19 protein-coding genes and 1 pseudogene are annotated in these 24506 nt (G+C 58.8%); 15 read left to right on the top strand and 5 right to left on the bottom strand.

Annotated elements, in window-relative coordinates; genetic code table 11:
* Position 1: 1 nt before the first annotated feature.
* Both ACYZT5_RS19545 and ACYZT5_RS19540 read right to left on the bottom strand, forming a co-directional pair.
* Positions 2–607, bottom strand: coding sequence for a hypothetical protein (locus tag ACYZT5_RS19545; protein WP_462047004.1), 606 nt, complete (start codon positions 605–607; stop codon positions 2–4).
* Between the two features lie 54 nt (positions 608–661).
* Positions 662–1138, bottom strand: a complete 477-nt coding sequence (locus ACYZT5_RS19540; protein ID WP_462047003.1) for a PAS domain-containing protein — start codon at positions 1136–1138, stop codon at positions 662–664.
* 154 nt (positions 1139–1292) lie between these two features.
* On the opposite strand from ACYZT5_RS19540, the gene ACYZT5_RS19535 reads away from it, so the two are divergent.
* The 5 genes and pseudogenes from ACYZT5_RS19535 (at position 1293) to ACYZT5_RS19515 (ending at position 4942) form a co-directional block, all read left to right on the top strand.
* Positions 1293–1748 carry a flavodoxin gene (locus ACYZT5_RS19535; RefSeq protein WP_462047002.1) on the top strand — a complete coding sequence of 152 codons (456 nt, stop codon included), beginning with the start codon at positions 1293–1295 and terminating at the stop codon, positions 1746–1748.
* A 165-nt stretch (positions 1749–1913) separates the two neighbouring features.
* Positions 1914–2087: pseudogene (locus tag ACYZT5_RS19530) on the top strand (LrgB family protein); the annotation flags it as partial.
* A 147-nt stretch (positions 2088–2234) separates the two neighbouring features.
* Positions 2235–3017, top strand: a complete 783-nt coding sequence (locus ACYZT5_RS19525; RefSeq protein WP_462047001.1) for a class II aldolase/adducin family protein — start codon at positions 2235–2237, stop codon at positions 3015–3017.
* Positions 3017–3919 (top strand): alpha/beta fold hydrolase, encoded by a 903-nt coding sequence (locus ACYZT5_RS19520; protein WP_462047000.1) that lies wholly within the window; start codon positions 3017–3019, stop codon positions 3917–3919. The genes ACYZT5_RS19525 and ACYZT5_RS19520 overlap by 1 nt, the downstream gene beginning before the upstream one ends.
* A gap of 111 nt (positions 3920–4030) precedes the next feature.
* Complete coding sequence (locus ACYZT5_RS19515) at positions 4031–4942, top strand: SDR family oxidoreductase (protein WP_462046999.1); 912 nt, start codon at positions 4031–4033, stop codon at positions 4940–4942.
* 77 nt (positions 4943–5019) lie between these two features.
* Here the strand turns inward: ACYZT5_RS19515 and ACYZT5_RS19510 are convergent, their stop codons facing one another.
* Positions 5020–5787, bottom strand: a complete 768-nt coding sequence (locus ACYZT5_RS19510; protein WP_462046998.1) for an N-acetylmuramoyl-L-alanine amidase — start codon at positions 5785–5787, stop codon at positions 5020–5022.
* A 676-nt stretch (positions 5788–6463) separates the two neighbouring features.
* Here ACYZT5_RS19510 and ACYZT5_RS19505 point away from each other — a divergent pair.
* The 4 genes from ACYZT5_RS19505 to ACYZT5_RS19490 all read left to right on the top strand — a co-directional run bounded on the left by ACYZT5_RS19505 (position 6464) and on the right by ACYZT5_RS19490 (position 15945).
* Complete coding sequence (locus ACYZT5_RS19505; RefSeq protein ID WP_462046997.1) at positions 6464–8257, top strand: DUF1302 domain-containing protein; 1794 nt, start codon at positions 6464–6466, stop codon at positions 8255–8257.
* Positions 8258–8280: 23 nt separating this feature from the next.
* Positions 8281–9648 carry a DUF1329 domain-containing protein gene (locus ACYZT5_RS19500; RefSeq protein ID WP_462046996.1) on the top strand — a complete coding sequence of 456 codons (1368 nt, stop codon included), beginning with the start codon at positions 8281–8283 and terminating at the stop codon, positions 9646–9648.
* 140 nt (positions 9649–9788) lie between these two features.
* Positions 9789–12335 carry a LuxR C-terminal-related transcriptional regulator gene (locus ACYZT5_RS19495; protein WP_462046995.1) on the top strand — a complete coding sequence of 849 codons (2547 nt, stop codon included), beginning with the start codon at positions 9789–9791 and terminating at the stop codon, positions 12333–12335.
* A gap of 163 nt (positions 12336–12498) precedes the next feature.
* The gene (locus tag ACYZT5_RS19490; RefSeq protein WP_462046994.1) at positions 12499–15945 is read left to right on the top strand and encodes a dermonecrotic toxin domain-containing protein; all 3447 of its coding nucleotides are present in this window, start codon (positions 12499–12501) and stop codon (positions 15943–15945) included.
* A 17-nt stretch (positions 15946–15962) separates the two neighbouring features.
* Here ACYZT5_RS19490 and ACYZT5_RS19485 read toward each other — a convergent pair whose 3' ends face one another.
* Entirely contained in the window at positions 15963–16745 is a 783-nt protein-coding gene (locus ACYZT5_RS19485; protein WP_462046993.1) for an IclR family transcriptional regulator, read from the bottom strand.
* Positions 16746–16910: 165 nt separating this feature from the next.
* Here ACYZT5_RS19485 and hmgA point away from each other — a divergent pair, with 165 nt between their 5' ends.
* The 3 genes from hmgA to maiA are packed head-to-tail and all read left to right on the top strand — an operon-like array spanning position 16911 to position 20171.
* A complete protein-coding gene (gene hmgA / locus ACYZT5_RS19480; RefSeq protein ID WP_462046992.1) occupies positions 16911–18215 on the top strand; it encodes a homogentisate 1,2-dioxygenase in 1305 nt (434 codons plus the stop codon).
* Between the two features lie 3 nt (positions 18216–18218).
* Positions 18219–19523 carry a fumarylacetoacetase gene (gene fahA / locus ACYZT5_RS19475; protein WP_462046991.1) on the top strand — a complete coding sequence of 435 codons (1305 nt, stop codon included), beginning with the start codon at positions 18219–18221 and terminating at the stop codon, positions 19521–19523.
* Positions 19524–19535: 12 nt separating this feature from the next.
* Positions 19536–20171 (top strand): maleylacetoacetate isomerase, encoded by a 636-nt coding sequence (gene maiA / locus ACYZT5_RS19470; protein WP_462046990.1) that lies wholly within the window; start codon positions 19536–19538, stop codon positions 20169–20171.
* A gap of 117 nt (positions 20172–20288) precedes the next feature.
* Here the strand turns inward: maiA and ACYZT5_RS19465 are convergent, their stop codons facing one another.
* Complete coding sequence (locus ACYZT5_RS19465; protein ID WP_462046989.1) at positions 20289–21092, bottom strand: SirB1 family protein; 804 nt, start codon at positions 21090–21092, stop codon at positions 20289–20291.
* A 183-nt stretch (positions 21093–21275) separates the two neighbouring features.
* On the opposite strand from ACYZT5_RS19465, the gene ACYZT5_RS19460 reads away from it, so the two are divergent.
* From ACYZT5_RS19460 to ACYZT5_RS19450, 3 genes are all read left to right on the top strand, one after another.
* Positions 21276–22295, top strand: a complete 1020-nt coding sequence (locus tag ACYZT5_RS19460) for a Glu/Leu/Phe/Val dehydrogenase family protein (RefSeq protein WP_462046988.1) — start codon at positions 21276–21278, stop codon at positions 22293–22295.
* Between the two features lie 114 nt (positions 22296–22409).
* Complete coding sequence (gene pdhA, locus ACYZT5_RS19455) at positions 22410–23504, top strand: pyruvate dehydrogenase (acetyl-transferring) E1 component subunit alpha (RefSeq protein WP_462046987.1); 1095 nt, start codon at positions 22410–22412, stop codon at positions 23502–23504.
* Positions 23497–24486, top strand: coding sequence for an alpha-ketoacid dehydrogenase subunit beta (locus ACYZT5_RS19450; protein WP_462046986.1), 990 nt, complete (start codon positions 23497–23499; stop codon positions 24484–24486). Before pdhA ends, ACYZT5_RS19450 begins: the two co-directional genes overlap by 8 nt.
* Positions 24487–24506 lie beyond the last annotated feature (20 nt).

Genomic DNA, 24506 nt, shown 5'->3' with positions numbered 1-24506 from the left:
ATCAGAGATGCATGGCCGGATGCGTCAGCCGATGCTGCTGAAGGATGTATTGGCGCAGACGCTCGGTTTCGTCCTTGTCATCCTGATTCAACTGATAGGCATAGAAGCCGTTCTCGGTTTCTTTCTCGAAGGAGCCGCGCAACGCAATTCGCTCATAGCCTGACGGGCTGAACCACAAGGCGAAATGTTTGGGTGGTTTGGTCTTGTTGCGAACTTCCACCAAAACCCCTTTGAACGACACTTCGTGCACCCACATCGTACCGGGTTGGCCACTGGCATTCTCCAGTGCAACCGGTTCTTCGAGTACCAGGCGCCATGGCCGGATCATCGGTCCGTCTTCATAGATGCTGGGAACGCCGAGGCGCAAGTGCATCGCGTGAAACTCGTCTTCCACCAGGTGCAGCGGGAAGGTCATTTGCTGATTTTCGAAGTTGGCCTGGATGGTGACTTGCTCATGAGCGGCAAGGCGCGTGAGCAAATCACGGATCTGTGAACCACCGTTGACGAGCAGGCTCGACGTCGCATCCCGCACATTGAGTTGCGGGTTATGTTGCATGGTCTGGATAAAATCCAGCTCATCCTGGGTCAGGAGTGTGTCGCGTTGCATGATCTGCTCGACAGAATTAGTTACACAGTCATCGGTGATTGTAGTTAATGACAATTAATTCTTTGTTTTGTTTTCACCGTTCGTCGCTTTTAGTACGGCAAGCTCGGCCTGGACCTGAGCCAACTGCGCCTCAAGCTGCGCGACTCGCTGCTGCGCCTTGACCTGAACGGTGACGTCTTTCTGCACACCGACAAAATAAGTCTGCCCGTCGCTCGGGTTCTTCACCGTCGAAAGGGACAGCTCGTTCCAGAACGGCGTACCGTCCTTGCGGTAATTCCTGAGGATTTCCCGGCAGGAACCGCCACTGCTCAACGCCTCGCGAATCAACGGCAGAGCTTCCTGGTCGCGGTCTCCGGACTGAAGAAAACGGCAATCCTGGTAGAGGATTTCTTCGCTGGTGTAACCCGTCAGGCGTTCGAATGCCGGGTTGACGTAAATCAGGATGTTGTCCTGCTCGCCTTCCTTTTCGGCAATCACGATGCCGTCGTTGGAAGCGTTGATCACCAGTTGCAGCAGTTGGGCGTTAATCATCGGAGAGTCCTTTCCAATTTGATTGTGGAATGCATTTTAAAAGAACACGGAGCACTGTCTACTGGCCATCAGCGTTAATTGAGAGTCAATCGCAGCTTTTTCGCCATGGCTGTTAATATCCCCCGTCTTTTTACTCAGCTTCAGGATCAGATTGATGAAAGTCGCCATCCTTTCCGGCTCGGTGTACGGCACGGCTGAAGAAGTCGCCCGCCACGCCGCTAATATTTTGAAAGCCGCGGGTTTCGAAGCCTGGCACAACCCGCGTGCGAGCCTCGCCGATGTTCAGGCCTTTGGCCCCGAAGCCTTCCTGGCGGTGACCTCGACCACTGGCATGGGCGAGTTGCCGGACAACCTGCAGCCGTTGTATTTCACCATTCGTGACCAGTTACCGGCTGCCTGGCGTGGCTTGCCGGGTGCCGTGATTGGTCTGGGCGATGCGAGTTACGGCGACACGTTTTGCGGCGGCGGCGAGTTGATGCGCGAATTGTTCGGTGAACTGGGCATACGCGAAGTCCTGCCCATGTTGCGCCTGGACGCCAGTGAAAGCGTGACGCCGGAAACCGACGCCGAGCCTTGGCTGGCGGAGCTGGTCAGCGCTCTGCGGAGCTGACCGGACGCTCGCGCAGCAAGGCTGGAAGGCGAACTGCGGGTCCTTCCCTGAGTAAAACCACCCTGATGCATCACTTCGACGAAGCTGCGTAGCTGTTTGAATTCCATGCGCCTGATTCCATTTTGAATGTCGTCGAGTCTAACAATTCGCTTTGAGATAGCAGCGCGGCTGCGCAGTGCCTTGGCTCGAGGGGCGTTGTTTGGCGTCGGCGCGCATGGCGCCGGGGTCAGTCGAGCGCATGAAGTGGGAGGTGAGGAGGGCTCGGTGGCGGGGTTGGTCATGGTTCTGACGGGGCTGCTGAACCTGTTCGCCGCACCATTGTTGGCGGCAGTACTTTGACATGGATCCAGGTTCGTTGGCGTACTGACTCGCTAGGCCATCAAGCTGGCTGCCAATGCAACTACACGATTCCCGGGGCGTGACTAGACTGCTGTAACGTCGGTAAACAATAGAAACCCCAAAAATAAAAATTAGAGGTTCCTTGCCGTGAATGTAGCCCCCGCCCAATCACCACACAGTGTCAAAGACCAGGTCAGCGCCGCCGAATGGCAGACCCGCGTCGACCTCGCTGCCTGCTATCGCCTGGTCGCCCTGCATGGCTGGGATGATCTGATTTTTACCCACATCTCGGCCAAGGTGCCCGGCACCGAAGACTTTCTGATCAATCCGTTCGGGTTGATGTTCCACGAGATCACCGCGTCGAGCCTGGTCAAGGTCGATCAGGCTGGCAACAAGCTGATGGACAGCCCTTACGAGATCAACCCGGCGGGTTACACCATCCACAGCGCGGTGCACGAGGTTCGTCACGATGTCGTCTGCGTGCTGCACACCCATACCGCGGCGGGTGTTGCGGTATCGGCGCAGAAACAAGGCATTTTGCCGATCAGTCAACAGTCGTTGTTTGTCCTGTCCAGCCTGGCTTATCACGCCTACGAAGGTGTTGCGCTAAACCATGAAGAGAAGGCGCGACTGCAAGCCGACCTCGGCGAAAACAATTTCCTGATGCTGCACAACCATGGTCTGTTGACCTGTGGCGCTACCATCGCCGACACGTTCCTGATGATGTTTACCTTCCAGCGTGCCTGCGATATCCAGGTGCTGGCGCAGAACGGTGGCGCCGAACTGATCGCCATCGAACCGCAGATTCTGGCGGGCGCCAAGGCGATGATCGCCGGTGTCACCAAAAGCGCTCAAGGGATGGGCGGCGCACTGGCCTGGCCAGCGCTGCTGCGCAAACTCGATAAACAAGACCCGGGTTATAAACTCTAATGCCTCTCGCCGAGATCCCCCTGAGTGTCTGGCGCAAACGCGGCCAGACGTTTGTATTCCGTGGCCAGACCATCCGTTACTGGACGGCGGGGCAGGGTGAGCCATTGTTGCTCATTCATGGCTTCCCCACCGCCAGTTGGGACTGGCATTTCTTGTGGCAGCCGCTGACCCAGCGCTATCGAGTGATTGCCTGCGACATGCTCGGCTTCGGTGATTCCGCCAAACCGGTGGACCACGAATACAGCCTGCTGGAGCAGGCCGATCTGCAACAGGCCTTGCTGGCACACGTGAAAGTCGAGCAGCCGGTGCACCTGTTGGCCCACGATTATGGCGACAGCGTGGCCCAGGAACTGTTGGCCCGGCATTACGAAGCGCGCATTGATGTCGCCAGTTGTGTGTTCCTCAATGGCGGTCTCTTTCCCGAAACCCATCGCCCGATATTGATGCAAAAACTCCTGCTCAGCCCCTTGGGCTGGATGATCGGGCGAGCCTTTTCCCGTGGCGGTCTGGTGAAGAGTTTTCGGCAGATCTTCGGTCCGCAGAGCCGTCCCACCGAGAGCGAAATGGATGATTTCTGGAGCCTGATCGAGAGCAATCATGGGCCGCGGATCATGCACAAATTGATCGCCTACATCCCTGAGCGGCGTGCCCAGCGCGAGCGTTGGGTCGCAGCCATGCAGCGTGATGAAGTGCAGTTGCGGGTGATCGATGGTGAAGTCGATCCGATCTCCGGCGCGCACATGGTCGAGCGCTATCGGGAACTGATTCCGAATCCGGACACGGTCTCGTTGCCCGGCATTGGCCACTACCCTCAGACCGAGGCACCGGGGCAGGTGCTCAAGCATTATCTGGAGTTTCGCGATCAGCTGGTTTCACCGCCGCGCAGGGTCGCCTGCTCCTGATTATCCCCCTGCCTTATTGCGCACCATTCAGCCTCACCCCAGTTCATTGTGACCCGCATCGTCGTGCCTGACACTCGAACTTATAATCCCCTGGCCTGCTGGAGTCCCCCAATGAATGAGTCTGTGCGCTTCGAAGATAAAGTGGTGATCATCACGGGTGCAGGCGGTGGCCTGGGCCGGGCGCACGCGCTGCTGTTCGCCAAACAGGGCGCCAAAGTGTTGGTCAACGATCTCGGCGGCTCGGCTCAGGGCGAAGGCGCAAACGCTTCGGCGGCAGACCGGGTGGTGGCCGAAATTCGCGAGGCAGGTGGCATCGCCGAGTCCAACCATGACTCCGTCACCGACGGCGACAAAATCGTTCAGAACGCCCTCGACGCTTTTGGCCGTGTCGACGTGGTAGTCAACAACGCCGGGATTCTGCGGGACAAGACTTTCCACAAAATGGAAGACGGCGACTGGGACCTGGTTTATCGCGTCCACGTCGAAGGCGCTTACAAAGTCACCCGCGCCGCCTGGCCGCACCTGCGCGAGCAAAACTACGGCCGCATCATCTTCACCGCTTCGACCTCGGGCATTTACGGCAACTTCGGCCAGTCCAACTACGGCATGGCCAAACTCGGCCTCTACGGCCTGACCCGCACACTGGCCATCGAAGGTCGCAAGAACAACATCCTGGTCAACGCCATCGCCCCCACCGGCGGCACCCGCATGACCGAAGGCCTGATCCCGCCGCAAGTCTTCGAACAACTCAAACCGGAACTGGTCAGCCCGCTGGTGGTGTACCTCGCCAGCGAGAACTGCCAGGAAACCTCCGGGTTGTTTGAAGTTGGCGGCGGCTGGATGGGCAAGGTCCGCTGGGAACGAAGCCTGGGGGCCGGGTTCGATCCGCGGGTTGGTTTCTCCCCGGAAGAGGTAGCGGCGCATTGGCAGCAGATCTGCGATTTCGAAGGCGCGGTGCATCCGAAGGACAACATTGAAGCGCTGAAGGAAATGATGGGGAATTTGCAGAAGTACTCGGGTTAATGGAAATCAGCAAAGTCGCCGTTCTTGACCTTGCTGGTTCTTAACCTTCGGACCTGAAGCCTGGTTTGCAGCGGCTCTCAAGGAAAATACTTGTGAACCAATGCCGCCAGATTCGCTGTCGTTTGCGCATCCATGATCCCGTCGTACGTTTCCGGGCGAAAGTGCAGCTGAAATGCCCGAACAAGGTGTGTGAAGCCTTGTTCCGTTGACGCGCCGGAAACGTCATACCCATAAGTCTTGAACAGTTTGAGCAATTCGGTTCGGGCTGGAATGCCGGTCTCGTTGTATTGCTGCAGATAGGTGTCTCGGGTGGCATCGTCGAACCAGGCACCTACGCCTTTCAAGTAAAGGGCATGCCAGGGGAGTCTCGGCCCTGGGTCACTCTTTCGTCCAACCGCAATATCAGAGTGGCCCAGAACATGGGTCGGGGTGATATCCGGGTAGCGTTCAAGGATGTTCATTGCCAACTCTTCAATGGCGGCAATTTGTTCTGGCTGATACGGCGGGAAGTTGAAAACCCCTTGGCTAAACGTCGCAAGATTGACGATTTCAACGCCGATAGACGTGTCGTTCAGATTGCTTCGGTTGCCCCAGTGGCTGACGCCCGCATGCCACGCGCGCTTGGTTTCGTCGACGAGATTGAAGACTTCCTGCCCGGTATAACCTGCTTTCAAGTAGCTCGGATCGGTGATGTCGGGAACCAGATAGTGGGCGCTGACATTTGGGCCGGTCAGTGCATTGACCGAACTGGAGAAGTTACCGGCCGTGTAGTGAAAAATCAGAAAGCGTACTCGGCTGTTGAAACTTTTAGTGGCGCGGTACTTGTTGTAATCAATAGGTTTCATAAAAAGAATGCTCGCAGTGAATTAGGTTGAAGTCAGTACGTGATTACAAATGAATGTCTGACTTGTTATTAACCTTAATCGCCGGGGCGCTTCGCGTGATTACAGAACTGTGTAGTCGGTTTCCGAGAAGTGTGTAGGTGGTGGAAGGTCAGAGTTGGATTAAGTAATGGGCGCCAACTTTTGCTTCATGCAAGTCTTCGCCACCGTCACAAAACCAGCGCCCATAAAAAAGGCCGCTGCAAAAGCAGCGGCCAAAGTAAGACGATTGATCAGGAGCTATAAATCAACGTCAGTGAACACGGGGCGATGAGTCGAAAATTTTCAATTCATCTGAAATCTGTCGCCAATGGCGTGGACGGGGCGCTTGCCATCGCTTCGTGCTTTCTGGCCGTTTGCCGTGAAAGCCCGGCAAGAATAAGCGTTTGAGCCCAAAGGAAATATAGCCATTCATGACATGAACTGTTGCAGCATGAGTAACAGTGGCGGCGGGCTCCGCAAACACGCCATGCGTTGCGTTGATAATCCCCCATCCAGCCCGTCCATAACCCGCGAAAATCGCCGTCCCATGCGGGCATTCATCCTTTGGAGGTACATCGCGAATACCTCCTTGGTGCGCTTATCGCTCCCAACGTGTGGCAGTAGGGTGGGCCCTTCTGTCACTCACCGGGGAAGACGCATGACAAAAACAACAATGCGCGCCATCTTCACGCCGCAAGCGCTGGCCGCTGCGGTTGCCTTGGGTTGCTGTGCCCAGGCGCAGGCTGTTTCATTCAACATTGGCGAAATCGAGGGGACATTTGACTCTTCGCTGTCCATCGGTGCGAGCTGGGGCATGCGCGATGCCGACAAATCCCTGGTGGGCGTCGTCAATGGCGGGACCGGCCAGTCTTCGACCGGGGATGACGGGCGGCTGAACTTCAAGAAGGGCGAAACTTTCTCCAAGATCTTCAAAGGTATTCACGACCTCGAACTGAAGTACGGCGACACCGGGGTATTCGTGCGTGGCAAGTACTGGTACGACTTCGAACTCAAGGACGAGGACCGCGAGTTCAAGCCGATCAGTGACAGCGGTCGTAAAGAAGGCGCCAAGTCCTCCGGAGCGCAGCTTCTCGACGCCTTCGTCTATCACAACTATTCCATCGCCGATCTGCCAGGCACTGTGCGCGCCGGCAAGCAGGTGGTCAGCTGGGGTGAAAGTACCTTCATCGGCAACTCGATCAACAGCATCAACCCGATCGACGTTTCAGCGTTCCGCCGTCCTGGTGCCGAAATCAAGGAAGGCCTGATTCCGGTGAACATGCTGTTCGCCTCCCAAAGCCTGACCGACCAACTCTCGGTGGAAGGTTTCTATCAACTGGAATGGGATCAGACCGTTCTCGATAACTGCGGCACCTTCTTCGGCGTCGACGTGGCGGCCGATGGCTGCAACAAGAACTACACCGTTGCCAGCCCGGCGATCGCACCGTTGCAACCGATCGCTGCAGCGTTTGGCCAAGGCTTCGAGGTCAGCCAGGAAGGCGTGATCGTCCCGCGCGGTGGTGACCGCGATGCCCGCGATTCCGGGCAGTGGGGTACGGCGTTGCGCTGGCTCGGCGACGACACCGAGTACGGTCTGTACTTCATGAACTATCACAGCCGTACCCCGACGGTCGGCACCACCACTGCCGGCTTGACCACGCTGGCACGGATCCCGGCCATCGTCGCTGCCGCCAACAGAATCGCGCCCGGCACCGGTTCGGCCCTGGCCCAGAGCGTGATGCTCGGTCGCGGCCAGTATTACCTTGAGTATCCGGAAGACATTCGCCTCTACGGCGCGAGCTTTTCCACCACATTGCCTACCGGCACGGCGTGGACCGGCGAGATCAGCTATCGCCCTAACGCGCCGGTGCAAGTCAACACTAACGACCTGACCCTGGCGTTGCTCAACCCGATCGCAGGCGGCGCGGCATCGCCTATCGCGACCACGCCAGGTGCCGACAACAAAGGCTACCGCCGCAAGGAAATAACCCAGATCCAGAGCACCCTGACGCACTTCTTCGACCAAGTGCTGGGTGCCCAGCGGCTGACCCTGGTAGGCGAAGCGGCGGTGGTGCACGTCGGTGGCCTGGAGTCTCGAACCAAGCTGCGCTACGGCCGTGACTCGGTCTATGGCCAATACGGTTTTGGCGGCGATACCGACGGTTTCGTCACCTCGACCTCCTGGGGCTATCGTGCCCGGGCGATCCTCGATTACGCCAACGTGATCGGCGGGATCAACCTCAAGCCCAACCTGTCCTGGTCCCACGACGTCGCCGGCTACGGCCCCAACGGGCTGTTCAACGAAGGCGCCAAGGCGGTCAGCGTCGGCGTCGATGCCGACTACCGCAACACCTATACCGCGAGCCTCAGTTACACCGATTTCTTCGGCGGTGACTTCAACACCCTGGAAGACCGCGACTTCCTGGCGCTGAGCTTCGGCGTGAACTTCTGATCTGGCTGAGAAGGATGAATTTGATGCGCAAGATGATTCTGCAATGCGGCGCCCTGGCGCTGAGCCTGTTGGCTGCCAACGTGATGGCGGCGGTGTCGCCTGACGAAGCGAACAAACTGGGCACCAGCCTCACTCCGCTGGGCGCCGAGAAGGCCGGCAACGCCGACGGCTCGATCCCGGCCTGGACCGGCGGCATCCCGAAAAACGCCGGTGCGGTGGACAGCAAGGGTTTCCTGGCTGACCCGTTCGCCAGCGAAAAACCACTGTTCGTCATCACCCCCGCCAATGTCGACAAGTACAAAGACAAGTTGTCGGAAGGTCAGGTGGCGATGTTCAAGCGCTACCCGGAAACCTACAAGATCCCGGTCTACCCGACCCATCGCACCGTGGCCGTGCCGCCGGAGATTTACGAATCGGCCAAGCGTTCCGCGCTGAACGTGAACAGTATCAACGACGGTAACGGCCTGGCCAATTTCACCGGCAACCGCTACTACGCCTTCCCGATTCCGAAGACCGGCGTCGAGGTGCTGTGGAACCACATCACCCGCTATCACGGCGGTAATCTGCGACGCATCATCACTCAGGTGACCCCGCAAACGAACGGCAGCTACACGCCGATCCGCTTCGAGGAAGAGATCGCCGTACCGCAACTGATGAAGGAACTGGACCCGGAAAAAGCCGCCAACGTGCTGACCTTCTTCAAGCAATCGGTGACGGCACCTGCGCGTCTGGCGGGTAACGTGCTACTGGTGCACGAAACCCTCGATCAGGTGAAAGAGCCGCGTCTGGCGTGGATCTACAACGCCGGCCAACGCCGTGTGCGTCGCGCACCGCAAGTGGCCTATGACGGGCCGGGTACTGCCGCTGACGGCCTGCGCACTTCCGACAACTTCGACATGTTCTCCGGTGCACCGGATCGCTATGACTGGAAACTGGTCGGCAAGAAGGAAATGTACATTCCCTACAACAGCTACAAACTCGACTCGCCGAGCCTCAAGTACGATGACATCGTCAAGGCCGGGCACATCAACCAGGACCTGACCCGCTATGAATTGCACCGGGTCTGGGAAGTGATCGGTACGGTCAAGCCGAGCGAACGGCACATCTACGCCAAACGCCACATGTACCTCGACGAAGACAGCTGGCAAGTGGCGCTGGCGGACCACTACGACGGTCGCGGTCAACTGTGGCGGGTGGCCGAAGGTCACGCTCAGTACTACTACGATCACCAGACCCAGGCCTACACCCTCGAAGCGCTCTACGACATCATTGCTGGCCGATACATTGCCTTGGGAATGAAGAACGAAGAGAAGCACAGTTTCGAATTCGGCTTCGAAGCCAAGGCTGCCGACTACACGCCATCAGCGTTGCGTGCCGAGGGTGTTCGGTAAGGGTTTTGATACATCGACAGTACAAAAGGCGACCGGTTGGTCGCCTTTTTTATGGCTGCCAATCAGCGTGCTGAATACTTCTCAACAAGCGGGTTCGAGAGGACTAGGGTTGCCGGACAATTATAAAAAGGCACGCCGCAATGACCGCCATGATCCCGTGTCTCGACCGTTCTGGATTCTTGCCTCGTCTGTCCTCACATCACCTGTCGCGTGATCGCCTCAGTGCGCCGTTACTCGCATCCTCGGCGCGTGTGAAATTACTCTGCTCACCGGCCGGCAGTGGCAAGACTGCGCTGCTCGCCGAATGCCTGTTACAGGCACCGGCGCAGTGCCGGGTGTGCTGGTTGCCATTGTCTGGCGTGGTGTTGAGCGCGGTGGATTTTCGTCAGCGTCTGGCAGAGACATTCGGGTTGGCCTCCTCAGGCGAATCCGAGTTGCTGGGGTATCTGGCCCGATTGCAGAGGCCGACCTGGCTGTTTCTCGATGACTATTGCCGCGTCCCGAACCCCGAGTTGGACCTGTTGCTGGATCGCATGCTAACGGTCAGCAGCCCAATGTTGACCTGGTGGTTGGGCACTCGTCGTCGCCCGCAATGCAACTGGCCGCGTTTGCTGCTCGATGATGAGTTGTACGAGTGCGAGCGCGCCACGCTGGCTTTTACTTCAGGAGAAGTCGAGCAACTGTTGCAGCCCTGGGTACCGGATCAGGCGGGTAAGGTGGCCAGTCGGATCATCCAGCGCACCGGCGGCTGGTGTGCCGGTGTGCGGATAGCGCTGCTGCAGAAATGCGACTGGTCGCGTCAGGACAAACCCCAGGGGCGGGCGGACACCTTGCTCGATTACCTGGAGCACGAGTTGTTCAGCTCGCTGACGCCAGAGTTGAGCGAGGCCTGGCGTGTGCTGGCCCACTTCCCACGCTTCAATGCCCGACTGTGCGATCACCTGTTCGGGGCCGGGGAGGGCGCGCAGTACCTGCGGACCTTGCAAGCGCTGGGCTGTTTTATCGAACCCTGGCGGGACTCCACCGACTGGCTGCAGATTTTCACCCCTTTCACCCAGTTGTTGCGCGATGAGCAATGGCCGGCGGGACGCTCCTGGCATCGGCGTGCCTGTCAGTGGTTCTGTGCCGAGCAGGACTGGAAATCGGCCTTCGAACAGGCATTGCTCGCCGAGGAGTACGAAGTGGCGGTCAGCCTGTTGCAGCATTTCAGTTTCGAGCATTTGTTCGAGGAACAGACGGTGGTGCTCTTGTTGCGTTTGCATGAGCAGCAAGGCGAGGAACTGACATTGGGCAGCCCACAGTTGGTGGGATTGATTACCGCCGCGCTGTTATTTGCCGGCCGTTTCGAACAGGCGACCACCTGCATCGCCCGTTTGGCGCATTTCACGCCTCAACCCTCAGCGGCGCTTCAGCGTCGATTGATTGCACGCTGGCAGGCCCTGCAGGGTTGGTTACTGCATTTGCAGGGGCGAATGGACACTGCGCATGCACACTTTCTGGACGCGTTGAGCGCACTCGATCCCGAATGCTGGACGGCGCGGCTGATGTGTTTGTCCGGTCTGACGCAACAGGCGTTGCTAAGGGGCGAACTCGACATGGCGCAAGCCCATAACCGCGAGGCCTTGTGCCTGGCGCGGGCGCAAGGTTCGCTGGTGTTCGAGGGTTTGATGGAACTCGATCATGCGCAATTGCTGGAGCAGAGGGGCGCGGCGGCGCGGGCTGAAGGTGTGCTCGCCGGTCTGCACGAGTTGCTCTGCCAGTCTGTCGACCGACCGACGCCACTGCTCGGCCGCATTGCCCTGCGACGCGGGCGACTGGCGCTGAGCATGGGGCAGCAAGCGCGGGCCGCCGAGTTCTTTCAACGTGGTCTTGACGACTGTCTGCGCAGCCACGATAAACGCGTGCTCTACGGCTTTCTCGGCCTGGCGCGACTGGCCGCCGATCAGGGTGATTTCGCGCAGGCCTTCATGTGTTTGCGTGACGCCGAACGGTTGATGCAACAACGGCAGATTCCAGACACGGTTTACCGGGGGGCGCTCTTGCAACTGAGTAGTGATTTCTGGCTGCAACAAGGAAGGCCCGAACTGGCCTGTGAGGCGTTGGCCCGGGTACTCAAACACTATCGCGGGCCCCACGCGCGGCAGGCACCACCGGCTACCCTGGAGCTGATTCCGCGCATCGAATATTTGCTGATTCTGGCCGAGACCCGATTGCACCAGGCGCAGCAGCCGTTGGCGCGTTTGCACCTATTGCTCGAGCAAGCGCACGCAAGCCGGATGTTCAGCCTTGAAGCCGAGCTTCTGCTGGCGATGACCGAAGTGGCATCAATGCTGAACGAACGGGAATCTGCCCGGCAGTTTTTCGACAAGGGCAGAGCATTGGCAAGCTGTTTTGATTTGCAGCGGTTGCTGATGCAGTTTGATAAAAGTTGCCCGGATAACGTGTCTGAATCAGACGCCGTCAATCATTTTTCTGACAAGAGTGATAATGAAGGCTCGCTGAGTTCGAGAGAATCGCAAGTACTTGAGTTGATTGCATCGGGAAATTCCAATCAACAAATAGCCGATAAGTTGTTCATCTCATTGCATACGGTTAAAACTCATGTCAGACGAATTCATGCAAAGTTGGGCGTTGAACGGAGGACTCATGCAGTGGCAAGGGCGAGAATGCTGGGTTTGTGCGGTTAATTGTTTTTTAATAATGTTGTGAATCTGTTTTGATGTCCTGAGTTTTTAATTTTTTGCAAAGTGTGGAGTGTTTTTATTGGTTTTACTTGCGTTAAGTTAATTGCACTTGTTCAGGCGGTGTTTCGTTGTCTGATTTTTTAAAGTGCATTAATGGAATATATATATGAATGTTCAGGAAACTTTGTTGATACAGGAAGACCTAGGAAGGGTGGTTGAATGTTTTACCACGCTGGAAGAAACGCTGAAGAAAACCCCGCCGTTTAAATCAATCCTGCAAGACGTTTTGTTAAACGAACTTCAGCAGCTGTTGCCGGAGGTCTACATCAGCAAAACTTACATCAATGCCCAACGTCCAGGCATTGAGAATCAGGAGCCGACCGGTCTGTTCATGGACGTGTTCATGGAATGTCTGAATCGTGGGCGTGCCCCTGTTTATGACACGAGCGAGTACGGCGTCTATGACTGGCGCGACTCCACGGATGAGCAGGACCGGGTCGACGGCCTGGACGTGGTTGCCTTGGGGGCATTGATCGGCGATGTGCTCGATACGCTGGAGCAAAAATACACGCAAGTTCTGGATCGACATTGGGCAACGCCTCTGGGCAAGGATGCCAAAGGGCGTGAACTGGCCTCTCGCAGCAGTGAGCTGCGGGATTTGTATGCGGCGCTTTTCTGGCAAGAGTTGAAAGCAACGATACACGTGCAAGGGGTGATACCGGAGGTAGATCTCAGTCTAGAAGCTTTTCTCAGGGGCAAACCCCAGACGCCGGCTTACACTCTTTCATTGCAACTGGAAAGCGGACGATTCGCAACGCTGGCCTGTAGTTTCGTCATGCGTCTGGATGGCCAAACCAGCGACGAGCTTGTGCCAGCCAACGATCATTGGTTCATCCTTTACACCCCCGCAAAAGGGCTGGAAACGTTTCGGACGTCGGCAATGATGCACAGCTCGCTGGAGCAGCGCCTGAGCGACGCGAACAGCCGGGCGCAGTTGCTCAAAGGTCTTTCACTGGAGGATGCCGAGCACATCAGAAGTGCTCCTAATATCCGTTACTTGAAAATCCATGGCGAACTCTTCCAGGTGTTCATCGCCCATCTGCTTGATAAACAACGGCGTGACATTACTTACGGTCTTCGCCAATTACAGGAACCGGGCGCGGATCTGCATAGCATCGTCCGTTCAATTGAGTCGGCTCAACGTCTGGATGAGTTGATCGACGATGCCAAGGGGCGCACCGCCAGACTGCTCGCATTGATTTCAAAAAACGCCCGGCCGCAATGGCTGAAGGACACTGGCGAAACTAATCAGGAAGTATTTGCCTCTCTGGAACAGGAGTTGCTCAAAAGCCAGGTGGCATTGCATGAGGCGATGGGAGGGCTGTCCTCCTTTCAGGAGTATGTGCGGCGTGTCGTCGAAGAACATATCTCCCAGGGCGATGCCAATCGCGTTGATCCCGATACCGTTTGGGTGTCGGTAAAGCATTCGGTACGTATGGGCGCAAGGAACATTGAGCATGTCCAGCGTAAAACCTTGACGCAGTTGTTCATGTACGGTGTGCATGATGTCGCAGGGCGATACTCGATTCAGCTCGAAGCCTTCCACAATAATCCACGACTGACAGCTTCCAATATCGAATACGCCGTCCGGCAATTTGATCTTCGTTTGAAATACGCCAGTGAGCGACGTCATCGCCTCAGCGTTCCGCAAGTTAAAGAAGCCATGCGGGAAGTATTGGGTCAGCAGACCGCGCTTAGTAACTTCGCAGCGTTCCTTCAAAAACATATCAGCCCGAAAGCACAGGACATCGTGCAGCGCTATCTGTTTGGCGATCCGGGAATGGAGGCAAGCGGGGTTGCTTTTCGCAGCTATTACCGACCGTTCAAAGACATGATCGTTTATCGTGCCAGAGGCGCAATGCCTGATCGTTTGATGCATGTGCTCTACGCTCCTGGTGCACCGACGGGGCAGCAATGGTATGAGTTCTCCGATCTGACGGCATTGAAGAGACAGTTCATCAAGTGGGGTTTCGAGCAGCGCGATCGTGATTTCCTGATCGGGCAGGCTTTCAGCATGGATCGTGCGGAGTTCGTGAAGAACGATCTCTCCTATGTCGAGCCGGGGCCGGTGTTCCAGCAGTGGTGGTGGGACGGCGTCACTTTGGTGCAATGGGCGAGCGGGATGGAAGACGGGCCGTTGATGGGCGCCATCCATAACATTGTCGGCTGGGAAATTGCTGAAGAACAGGTGGTCACACCCGGCTGGTACAGGAAGGCCGCGGCGCAAGATCGCGAACTTTTCACAAGGCTGAACACAGATTTCAAAGCCATCTACCAAGTATCAAAAGAACCACTGCAGATCGAAACGCTTGCTGTCTTCTCACGAAAACTGGTCATGAAGGCGTTGAACGATTATCTGCGTCGATCCGGCCCGCATCCGGAAATCGACCCGGATCGGGTGAACGTCAAGTTGCGTGGACATGACTGGATGACGCTCACCCATCTATTTATTCAGTGGCAGATTTGGCGTGCTGATGATCCGGTGGCGTTCAGCTCCCTGGATAACTTGCCGCTGGGGCGCTTGAATGCGGCCGTTGTCACTGCGTTGATCAACTTATTGCCGGGCGAGAAATATGAGCAATATCTGCGGCAGGATTTCCTGGCAACGCCTTCTTACGATCTCAAGGCGAAGCTTTACTGCAAAATCGTGCAGAACCAAATGCTCAGGGCTGCATTGACGCAAAAAATGCAGGGTTCTCTTTCCGGTGAACGCTTCAATTGGCTGAAGGGGCTGATCGAGGATCTGGATCATGATCGTCCTCACAATCTGCTCCCGTTCCAGCCGGGTGTCGCGCCGGGCGAAGGCGTTTATACACTGGCGCTCGAGGGGCGACGGCTGGAGGGCGCCTATACGTTCGGGCGCAAGGTGGCAGGCAGGTTGGAATACCTGATCTACATTCCGAAAGCGCCGGACGGCCTGGCATTTCGTCCCATTGAGTCGTTGACTCAGGGATTGAAGGAGGCTGCACTGGGTCGCCATGTCGTCGGACTTGTCAGGTTGGCAGACAGAGGTGTGGTGCAACGTTATGTCGACAACTGCCGCAACGCTTCAGGTGCCTTGCCGACGCCAAGGTTGCAGGACAGTGACCCTGTGACTCACTTCAGGTTCGAATACGACAGGATGGTGTCGCGGCTTATCTACGATGTCGATCATCAGACGAGCACGCATGCGGAAATCTTCTGGCGTAACGTGTTGATTGGCGCGGAACTGGTGGTGGATGTCATCTCGCTGTTTGTCCCTCCAGTTGCTCTGGTGGCCAGCGTCCTGCGTATCACGCGTTCGATTGTTCAGGGTGTGATTGCTTACAGCCTGGGCGATGAAGAGGCCGGCAAAGCCTATCTCGCCTCGGCCTGGAGAGGCGCAATCCTCTTGTATGTGGGCATCGTCGCGGGGGTCGGCACATCGACTTCGGCGGTGGGCCTGTTATCGCGGATCAAGGACATCTCGGAAATCGTGTCGACCGCGACCGGCGTTCCGGTGGGCGTCGGCTATGTTACTGCGATGACGTCCACGTACCTGATCCAGGACAGTGAAACCCGAATCACAGGTTGATCCTGCGGGGTCAGCCGTTACTCGGGCTGATACCCCATCCGCCAACTCACGGCCCGCGTCGCCGCCAGTAATCGCTGCGCCGCCGGGCCGTTTTCGTCTGCGTGAAACAATGAGGCCGGGCCAACAATGGTCATGACCGCCGCTACATTCCCGACCGCATTGAAAACCGGAGCCGATAACGCATCGACCCCCGGCATCAGCAAACCATGCACGTGATGCAGACCGCGTTCGCGGATCTGTTCGCACAACGTTGCATAGGCTTGATCGTCCGCCAGCGCATGGGGCGAGCTGCTTTGCAATTCCTGCTCGCGCAAGTCCACGGTTTCGCGTTTGGGCAGGTATGCGCCGAACACCAGACCTGTTGATGAACTGAGCAATGGCAACACCGAGCCCAATTGCGTCACCACCGTCACCGCGCGGACCGCCGGTTCGATATGCACCACGGTTGCGCCCTTATTGCCCCACACCGCCAAAAAGCAGGTTTCGTTCAGTTCATCGCGCAGTTCGGCCAGGGGCAGGGCGCCGACTTTCAGCACGTCCATACTGTTGAGTGCGGCGAGACCGACGCGCAAGGCCTCGCGGCCCAGACCGTAATGGTTGGTGGCAGCATTCTGTTCAGCAAAACCACTGGCAATCAGTGCCTGTAAATAGCGATGAACCTTACTGGCCGGCATCTGTACGTGTTCGGCCAGGCGCGACAGTGAAGTCGATGGCGACAACTCGGCCAAAGCTTTGAGGATGTCGGTGCCGACCTCGGCCGAGCGGACTTTCTGTTTATCGTTGCTGCGCGGCGTTTCCATGGAGGCGGTCTGATCCCGGGACGAATGGGCGTCTTTATAGCTTGACGGTCAATACCAATCAAATTACGTTGTGCGTAATCGAATTACGATAAAAATAACCCGGGCGTGCCGAGACCTCTCAAGCGGAGTGACAGGCCATTGCCTACTCCCTGTTCAGGAGGCTCCATGAACCTCGATTCAACGGCGCCCGCGCTGGCTTATCAGTCCGGCTTCGGCAACGAATTCAGCAGCGAAGCGTTGCCCGGCGCACTGCCCGTCGGCCAGAACTCCCCGCAAAAAGCCCCTTACGGTCTCTACACCGAATTGTTCTCCGGCACGGCGTTCACCATGCCTCGCAGCGAAGCGCGGCGCACCTGGATGTACCGCATTCAGCCATCGGCCAATCACCCTGCGTTCGTCAAACTGGATCGGCAACTGGCCGGCGGTCCCTTGGGTGAAGTGACCCCCAATCGCCTGCGCTGGAACCCGCTGGATATTCCGAGCGAACCCACCGATTTCATCGACGGGTTGGTCAGCATGGCCGCCAACTCGGGTGCGGAAAAACCGGCCGGGATCAGCATCTATAGCTACCGCGCCAACCGCTCCATGGAGCGCGTGTTTTTCAACGCTGACGGCGAACTGTTGCTGGTGCCGGAACTGGGGCGCCTGCGCATCGCCACCGAATTGGGCGTGCTTGAATTGGAGCCGCTGGAAATCGCCGTGCTGCCACGCGGTCTGAAATTTCGCGTTGAACTGCTCGACCCACAAGCCCGCGGCTACATCGCCGAAAACCACGGTGCGCCGCTGCGCCTGCCGGACTTGGGACCTATCGGCAGCAACGGCCTGGCCAACGCACGGGACTTCCTGACGCCGGTCGCCCATTACGAAAACCTCAAACAACCGACCACCCTGGTGCAGAAGTTCCTCGGTCAGTTGTGGGGCTGCGAGCTCGATCATTCGCCGCTGAACGTGGTCGCCTGGCACGGCAATAACGTGCCGTACAAATATGACCTGCGTCGTTTCAACACCATCGGCACGGTCAGCTTCGATCACCCGGATCCGTCGATTTTCACCGTCCTGACCTCGCCAACCAGCGTCCACGGTCTGGCCAATCTGGACTTCGTGATCTTCCCGCCACGCTGGATGGTCGCCGAGAAAACCTTCCGTCCGCCGTGGTTCCACCGCAATCTGATGAACGAATTCATGGGCCTGATCAAGGGCGAGTACGACGCCAAGGCCGAAGGCTTCGTGCCCGGCGGCGCGTCCTTGCACAGCTGCATGAGCGCCCACGGCCCGGACGGCGAAACCTGTACCAAGGCGATCAACGCCGAACTTTCGCCAGCGAAAATCGACAACACCATGGCGTTCATGTTCGAGACCAGCCAGGTGCTGCGCCCGAGCCGTTTCGCCCTGGATTGCCCGCAACTGCAAAACAACTACGATGCCTGCTGGGCCACGCTGCCCGCCACTTTCGACCCGACCCGGAGATAACCCATGACTCAGACTTCCATCACTCGTAGCTGGGTTGCCTCCGCCAACGGCCATGCTGACTTCCCTCTGCAGAACCTGCCGCTGGGTGTGTTCAGCGTGAAGGGCTCCGCACCCCGTAGCGGTGTGGCCATCGGCGACCACATCTTTGACCTCGAAACAGCATTGGGCGCGGGTTTGTTCGACGGTGCGGCGAAAGCGGCAGTCGAGGCCACCCGTGGCGGTCAGCTGAATGCGTTTTTCGAGCTCGGCCGCGAGGCTCGCGTTGCCCTGCGCGAACGCTTGCTCGAACTGTTCAAAGAAGGCAGCACCCTTCACGGCAAGATCGAGGCCCAAGGCGCAAAACTGCTGCCACTGGCGGCGAATTGCGAGATGCACCTGCCGGCGAAAATCAACGACTACACCGACTTCTACGTCGGCATCGAGCACGCGCAGAACGTCGGCAAACTGTTCCGTCCAGACAACCCGCTGCTGCCGAACTACAAATACGTGCCGATCGGTTATCACGGTCGTGCCTCGACCATTCGCCCGTCCGGTACTGACGTTCGTCGTCCGAAAGGCCAGACCCTGCCAGCCGGCCAAACCGAGCCAACCTTTGGGCCGTGCGCACGTCTGGATTACGAACTGGAACTGGGCATCTGGATCGGCCAGGGCAACGACATGGGCGACTCGATCGCCATCGGTGACGCCGCCGATCACATCGCCGGTTTCTGCCTGCTCAACGACTGGTCCGCACGGGATATCCAGGCCTGGGAATACCAGCCGCTGGGGCCGTTCCTGTCGAAAAGCTTCATCACCAGCATCTCGCCGTGGGTGGTGACTGCCGAAGCGCTTGAGCCGTTCCGTCGTGCTCAACCGGCACGTCCGGACGGCGATCCGCAGCCGCTGCCGTACCTGCTCGACAAACGCGATCAGGCCGCTGGCGCCTTCGACATCGAACTGGAAGTGCTGCTGCTCACCGAAGCCATGCGCGAGCAGAACCTGCCGGCCCATCGCCTGACCCTGAGCAACACCCAACACATGTACTGGACCGTGGCGCAAATGGTCGCGCACCACAGCGTCAACGGCTGCCAGTTGCAGGCCGGCGACCTGTTCGGTTCGGGCACTTTATCTGGCCCGGAAAACGATCAGTTCGGCAGCCTGCTGGAAATCACCGAGGGCGGTAAAAAGCCGATCGAACTGGCGTCCGGCGAGGTGCGTAAGTTCCTTGAGGACGGCGACGAAATCATCCTGCGCGCCCGTTGCAGCCGCGACGGTTTTGCCTCCATCGGTTTCGGTGAATGCCGCGGTAAAGTGCTGCCGGCGCGCTAAGAGGATCGGGTCATGGAACTCTATACCTACTACCGTTCGACTTCGTCCTATCGGGTGCGTATCGCGCTGGCGCTCAAGGGGCTGGATTACCAGGCGCTGCCGATCAACCTGATCGCGCCGCAAGGTGGGGAGCATCGACAGCCGCCGTATCTCGCCGTCAACCCGCAAGGTCGAGTGCCGGCCTTGCGCACTGACGACGGTGAGCTGTTGATCCAGTCTCCGGCGATCATCGAGTACCTGGAGGAACGTTATCCACAGGTGCCGCTGCTGTCCAAAGACCTCGCCGCTCGCGCCCATGAGCGTGGCGTGGCGGCGGTGATTGGTTGCGATGTGCATCCGCTGCACAACGTCAGCGTGCTCAACAAGCTGCGGCAGTTGGGGCACGATGAACCGCACGTGGTGGAGTGGATCGGGCACTGGATCAGCCAAGGGTTGGCGACGGTTGAACAGTTGATTGGGGATGAGGGTTATTGCTTTGGGCCGCAGCCGGGCCTGGCGGATACCTATCTGATCCCGCAACTGTACGCCGCCGAGCGTTTCAACATCTCACTGGAGCCGTATCCACGGATTCGCCGGGTAGCGGCGTTGGCGGCCACACATCCGGCGTTCATCAAGGCGCATCCGGCGAATCAGCCAGACACCCCTTAACACCTCACACCGGCCCTGTAGGAGCGAGGCTTGCCCGCGAAGAACGATGATGCGGTATTGCTGATGGACCGAGGCGCCTGGTTCGCGGGCAAGCCTCGCTCCTACAAAAAGCCGGGGTTAGTGGACGATGGAGTTTGGCGGCAGGTGCCCTAATCGTTCCGTCAGGCGAATCCGCTGAATCGGGTCGTCGCTGAGCAGCAGCGCATGTTCGAGGTCAAAGCGCTCGGCGTTCGGGCAGTCCAGCCGTTGATAGAGGCTGGCCCGGGCCAGGTAGTCGGAGGCACTGGCGTTGCCCAGTTCCAGCACCCGTTCGGCGTCGATCAGGGCGCCGATGTAGTCATCGTGAGAAAGGTGTAACTGACGCAGATTGCGCGACAGTCGCTGCAGCATTTGCATCGGCTCGGCGGTGAGCAAATGCTCGGCGCTGAGCTTCATGTTCGGGCCGTACTGGCGTTGCAGCAACTCCCGGCAATCGTTGGGGTACAACCGGCGCCCGCCGCACGGGTCCAGCAGGTGATCGGCGCCCGGTACTCGCAGCAGGAAATGCCCGGGAAAGTTGACCCCGACCATGGGGATCTCCAGACCTTTGGCCAGCTCCAGGGCAATTAACCCCAGACTCAGCGGCTGCCCACGCCGGCGTTCCAGCACGTGATTGATCAGCGCGACGTGCGGTCGCAATGGCGTGAAGTCGTCCTGGGCAAATCCCAGGTCATTCATACGACGTAACAACGGTTGGGCCAGTTCGCTCACCGGCAACATCGGCAAGCCATAACTGACCCGCTGTTGCAGGCTCTTGAAATCCGCCAGCGACGCCTCTGGATTCACCTCGTTGTCGTGCTCGACGGCAATCCACAGCGCCGCCTCGAACAACGCGGGCGGAGTTCGTTGTAAACAGTCGAAAAAGCGTTGGCGCGGGGTCATCAAAATCTCCGGGGAATGCCTCGTTTTAGCCCCGTCTTCGGCATTCGTCCAGTGCCGCACATAGGCGGTTACAGGTTATGTCCGAAAGTCTGCATGGCGGCGTCGCTTATTCCCGTGCGCTTCTGCAATTTTTGGGCGCAAGCCTATACTGGCGACTACAAGAAGTCTTTCGGGAGCCCTACGATGTTCGCTCTCATGCAAAGCACTCGCCTTGAATCGCTGCATCTGAGCGTCGACTCGGTCACCGGGTTGAAGGCGGTGATTGCCATCCATAACAGCCGTCTGGGGCCTGCCCTGGGCGGGTGTCGTTACCTTGCCTATCCCAGCGACGAGTCCGCCGTCGAGGACGCGGTACGCCTTGCTCAAGGCATGAGTTACAAGGCGGCGCTGGCCGGCCTGGCTCAGGGTGGCGGCGTTGCGGTGATTGTCCGCCCGGTCCATGTGGAAAACCGCGCGGCACTGTTCGAAGCGTTCGGGCGCTGTATCAATCAGCTCGACGGCCGCTACATCACCGCCATCGACAGTGGCACCTCCGTGGCGGACATGGATTGCATCGCCCAGCAGACTCAACACGTCACCAGCACCACCTCGGCGGGCGACCCTGCGCCGCACGCGGCGATGGGGGTGTTCACCGGCATTCGTGCCACCGCCATGGCCCGTCTGGGCAGCGATAACCTCGAAGGCCTGCGAGTGGCGATTCAAGGGCTAGGCAATGTCGGCTTTGCCCTCGCCGAACAGCTGCATGCCGCCGGAGCCGAACTGCTGGTCAGTGACATCGATCACGGCAAGGTCCAACTGGCGATGGAGCAACTCGGCGCTCACCCGATTGCCAACGACGCGCTGCTCAGCACCCCTTGCGACATTCTCGCGCCCTGTGGACTCGGCGGCGTGCTCAACAGCCACAGCGTGACGCAATTGCGCTGCGCAGCGGTGGCCGGTTCGGCGAACAACCAATTGACCCATCTGGAAGTCGCCGATCAACTGGAGCGACGGGGCATTCTGTATGCGCCGGATTACGTGATCAATTCCGGCGGGCTGATCTACGTTTCGCTCAAACACCGTGGCGAAGAGCTAACGACCATCACCGCACACCTGTCGAAAATCAGCTCACGGCTGACCGAAGTCTTTGCCCATGCTCAGGCGGAAAAACGCTCGCCGGCCCGAGTGGCAGACGAATTGGCGGAGAAAGTGCTGTATCGATGAAGTGAACCGATGAAGGAGTGAGGGCCTACCCGGCAGACTTGCTCCCAAGGCCTGGCGCCACAAGCGTCAGGCTTGACTGACGCACGCTGACGAGGCGTGCCAGGAGCCCCTGGGATGCTTCACAAGGTTGAGCTGCCTTACACCCGATTTTTATCCCCTGACGGCCAATTGCTCGGCGAACTTCCTGCCTGGGCCGACGATTTCAATTTGCTGACGCGCCTCTATCGGCAGATGGTCCTGACCCGTCTTTTTGATCAGAAAGCCGTCGCCCTGCAACGCACCGGGCGCATTGGCACTTATGCGCCGACGTTGGGCCAGGAAGCTATCGGTGTCGCCGTCGGCAGCGTGATGCACGCCGAAGACGTGCTGGTGCCGTATTACCGTGACACCGCCGTGCAGTTGATGCGCGGGGTGCGCATGGAAGAAATCCTCCTGTACTGGGGTGGCGACGAGCGCGGCAGCGACTTTGCCGAACCGGCGGCGGCCCAGGACTTCCCGATCTGTGTGCCGATTGCCACCCAGGCCTTGCATGCCTGCGGCGTCGCCAGCGCCTTTAAAATCCGCGGCGAACATCGGGTCGCCGTCACCACCTGTGGCGACGGCGCCACCAGCAAAGGCGATTTCCTCGAAGCCCTCAACGTCGCCGGTGCCTGGCAGTTGCCGGTGGTGTTCGTGGTCAACAACAACCAATGGGCGATCTCGGTACCACGACGGATTCAGTGCGGTGCCCCGACCCTGGCGCAGAAAGCGATCGGCGCCGGGTTCCACGGTGAGCAGGTCGACGGCAATGACATGCTCGCGGTATACGACCGAGTACAAGCAGCCCTCGAACGGGCACGCCACGGTAAAGGCCCGGTGTTGCTGGAATGCCTGAGCTATCGCCTCGGCGACCACACCACCGCCGACGATGCCACACGCTACCGGCCGGCGGACGAGGTCAAGCAGGCCTGGCTGGAAGAACCGGTCAAACGCCTGCAACGTTTCATGGTCGGGCAGGGCGTCTGGGACGAAGGCCGCGAGCAGGCCCTGATCAGCGAATGCCAGGGCCTGGTGCAGCGTGCTGTGGATAACTTCGAAGCAGCGGGGACTCAGGCACCCGAATCGGTCATGGATTACGTCTACGCCCAATGGCCGGAGTCCCTCGCCGGGCAGCGTGAAGAGTTGCTCGAAAGGGCGGCGCGCCGCGCGGGAGATTCGAGCCATGAGTAACGGCAAAGTCACGTTGCTGGAGGCGGTGAACCTGGCGCTGCATCGGGCCATGAGCGAAGACGAAAACGTCATCGTCCTCGGTGAAGACGTCGGGGTGAACGGCGGCGTGTTTCGCGCGACTCAAGGGCTGCGCGACAGCTTTGGTTTCAAGCGAGTGATTGACTCGCCGCTGGCCGAAACCATGCTCGGCGGACTGGTGGTCGGCATGGCCGCTCAGGGCCTGAAACCGGTGGTGGAAATCCAGTTCATGGGCTTCATCTACGCGGCCATGGAGCACCTGGTGTCCCACGCCAGCCGCATGCGTAATCGCACTCGCGGGCGGATCACTTGCCCGATGGTCATGCGCACACCGATGGGCGCGGGGATTCGGGCGCCAGAACATCACAGCGAAAGCACTGAAGCACTGTTCGCGCACATTCCAGGTCTGCGGGTGGTGATTCCGTCATCGCCGGCCCGGGCCTATGGTTTGTTGCTGGCGGCCATCGATGACCCTGATCCGGTGGTGTTTCTCGAACCGACCCGGCTTTATCGCATGAACCCGCAACCTCTGTTGGACGATGGCAAGCGCCTGCCGCTGGACAGCTGTTTCACCCTGCGCGAAGGCAGCGACGTCACGCTGATCAGCTGGGGCGCCTGTGTGATGGAAACCCTGCAAGCCGCCACCGCATTGGCCGAACGGGGCGTCTCGGCGGAAGTGATCGATGTCGCGAGTATCAAGCCGCTGGACCTCGACACCCTGGAAGCCTCAGTGCGCAAGACCGGTCGCTGCGTGATCGTCCACGAGGCTCCGCGCTCCTGTGGCGTCGGTGCGGAAATCGCCGCGAGTCTCTACGAACGGGTGTTGCTGGACTTGCAGGCACCCATTCAACGAGTCACCGCGCCGGACATTCCGCCGCCGCTGTATCGACTGGAGTCGCTCTATATGCCCAACGTCGAGGACATTTTGCTGGCCTGCGACAATGTACTGCTGCACTACCTCTAAAAAGACGCCTGAACCCAAGG

The sequence above is a fragment of the Pseudomonas sp. LB3P14 genome (assembly GCF_054898045.1).
The sequence above is the reverse complement of the archived record's forward strand: the minus strand, read 5'-3'. Positions and strand labels throughout refer to the sequence as shown.

Excerpts from the sequence above, each read along its gene's own strand:
- ACYZT5_RS19545 (WP_462047004.1), bottom strand. The coding sequence starts at position 607 with ATGCAACGCGACACACTCCTGACCCAGGATGAGCTGGATTTTATCCAG.
- ACYZT5_RS19515 (WP_462046999.1), top strand. The coding sequence starts at position 4,031 with ATGAATGAGTCTGTGCGCTTCGAAGATAAAGTGGTGATCATCACGGGT.
- ACYZT5_RS19450 (WP_462046986.1), top strand. The coding sequence starts at position 23,497 with ATGAGTAACGGCAAAGTCACGTTGCTGGAGGCGGTGAACCTGGCGCTG.
- ACYZT5_RS19505 (WP_462046997.1), top strand. The coding sequence starts at position 6,464 with ATGACAAAAACAACAATGCGCGCCATCTTCACGCCGCAAGCGCTGGCC.
- ACYZT5_RS19495 (WP_462046995.1), top strand. The coding sequence starts at position 9,789 with ATGACCGCCATGATCCCGTGTCTCGACCGTTCTGGATTCTTGCCTCGT.
- ACYZT5_RS19540 (WP_462047003.1), bottom strand. The coding sequence starts at position 1,138 with ATGATTAACGCCCAACTGCTGCAACTGGTGATCAACGCTTCCAACGAC.
- maiA (WP_462046990.1), top strand. The coding sequence starts at position 19,536 with ATGGAACTCTATACCTACTACCGTTCGACTTCGTCCTATCGGGTGCGT.
- ACYZT5_RS19500 (WP_462046996.1), top strand. The coding sequence starts at position 8,281 with ATGCGCAAGATGATTCTGCAATGCGGCGCCCTGGCGCTGAGCCTGTTG.
- hmgA (WP_462046992.1), top strand. The coding sequence starts at position 16,911 with ATGAACCTCGATTCAACGGCGCCCGCGCTGGCTTATCAGTCCGGCTTC.
- ACYZT5_RS19485 (WP_462046993.1), bottom strand. The coding sequence starts at position 16,745 with ATGGAAACGCCGCGCAGCAACGATAAACAGAAAGTCCGCTCGGCCGAG.
- fahA (WP_462046991.1), top strand. The coding sequence starts at position 18,219 with ATGACTCAGACTTCCATCACTCGTAGCTGGGTTGCCTCCGCCAACGGC.
- pdhA (WP_462046987.1), top strand. The coding sequence starts at position 22,410 with ATGCTTCACAAGGTTGAGCTGCCTTACACCCGATTTTTATCCCCTGAC.
- ACYZT5_RS19465 (WP_462046989.1), bottom strand. The coding sequence starts at position 21,092 with ATGACCCCGCGCCAACGCTTTTTCGACTGTTTACAACGAACTCCGCCC.
- ACYZT5_RS19510 (WP_462046998.1), bottom strand. The coding sequence starts at position 5,787 with ATGAAACCTATTGATTACAACAAGTACCGCGCCACTAAAAGTTTCAAC.
- ACYZT5_RS19460 (WP_462046988.1), top strand. The coding sequence starts at position 21,276 with ATGTTCGCTCTCATGCAAAGCACTCGCCTTGAATCGCTGCATCTGAGC.
- ACYZT5_RS19535 (WP_462047002.1), top strand. The coding sequence starts at position 1,293 with ATGAAAGTCGCCATCCTTTCCGGCTCGGTGTACGGCACGGCTGAAGAA.
- ACYZT5_RS19520 (WP_462047000.1), top strand. The coding sequence starts at position 3,017 with ATGCCTCTCGCCGAGATCCCCCTGAGTGTCTGGCGCAAACGCGGCCAG.
- ACYZT5_RS19490 (WP_462046994.1), top strand. The coding sequence starts at position 12,499 with ATGAATGTTCAGGAAACTTTGTTGATACAGGAAGACCTAGGAAGGGTG.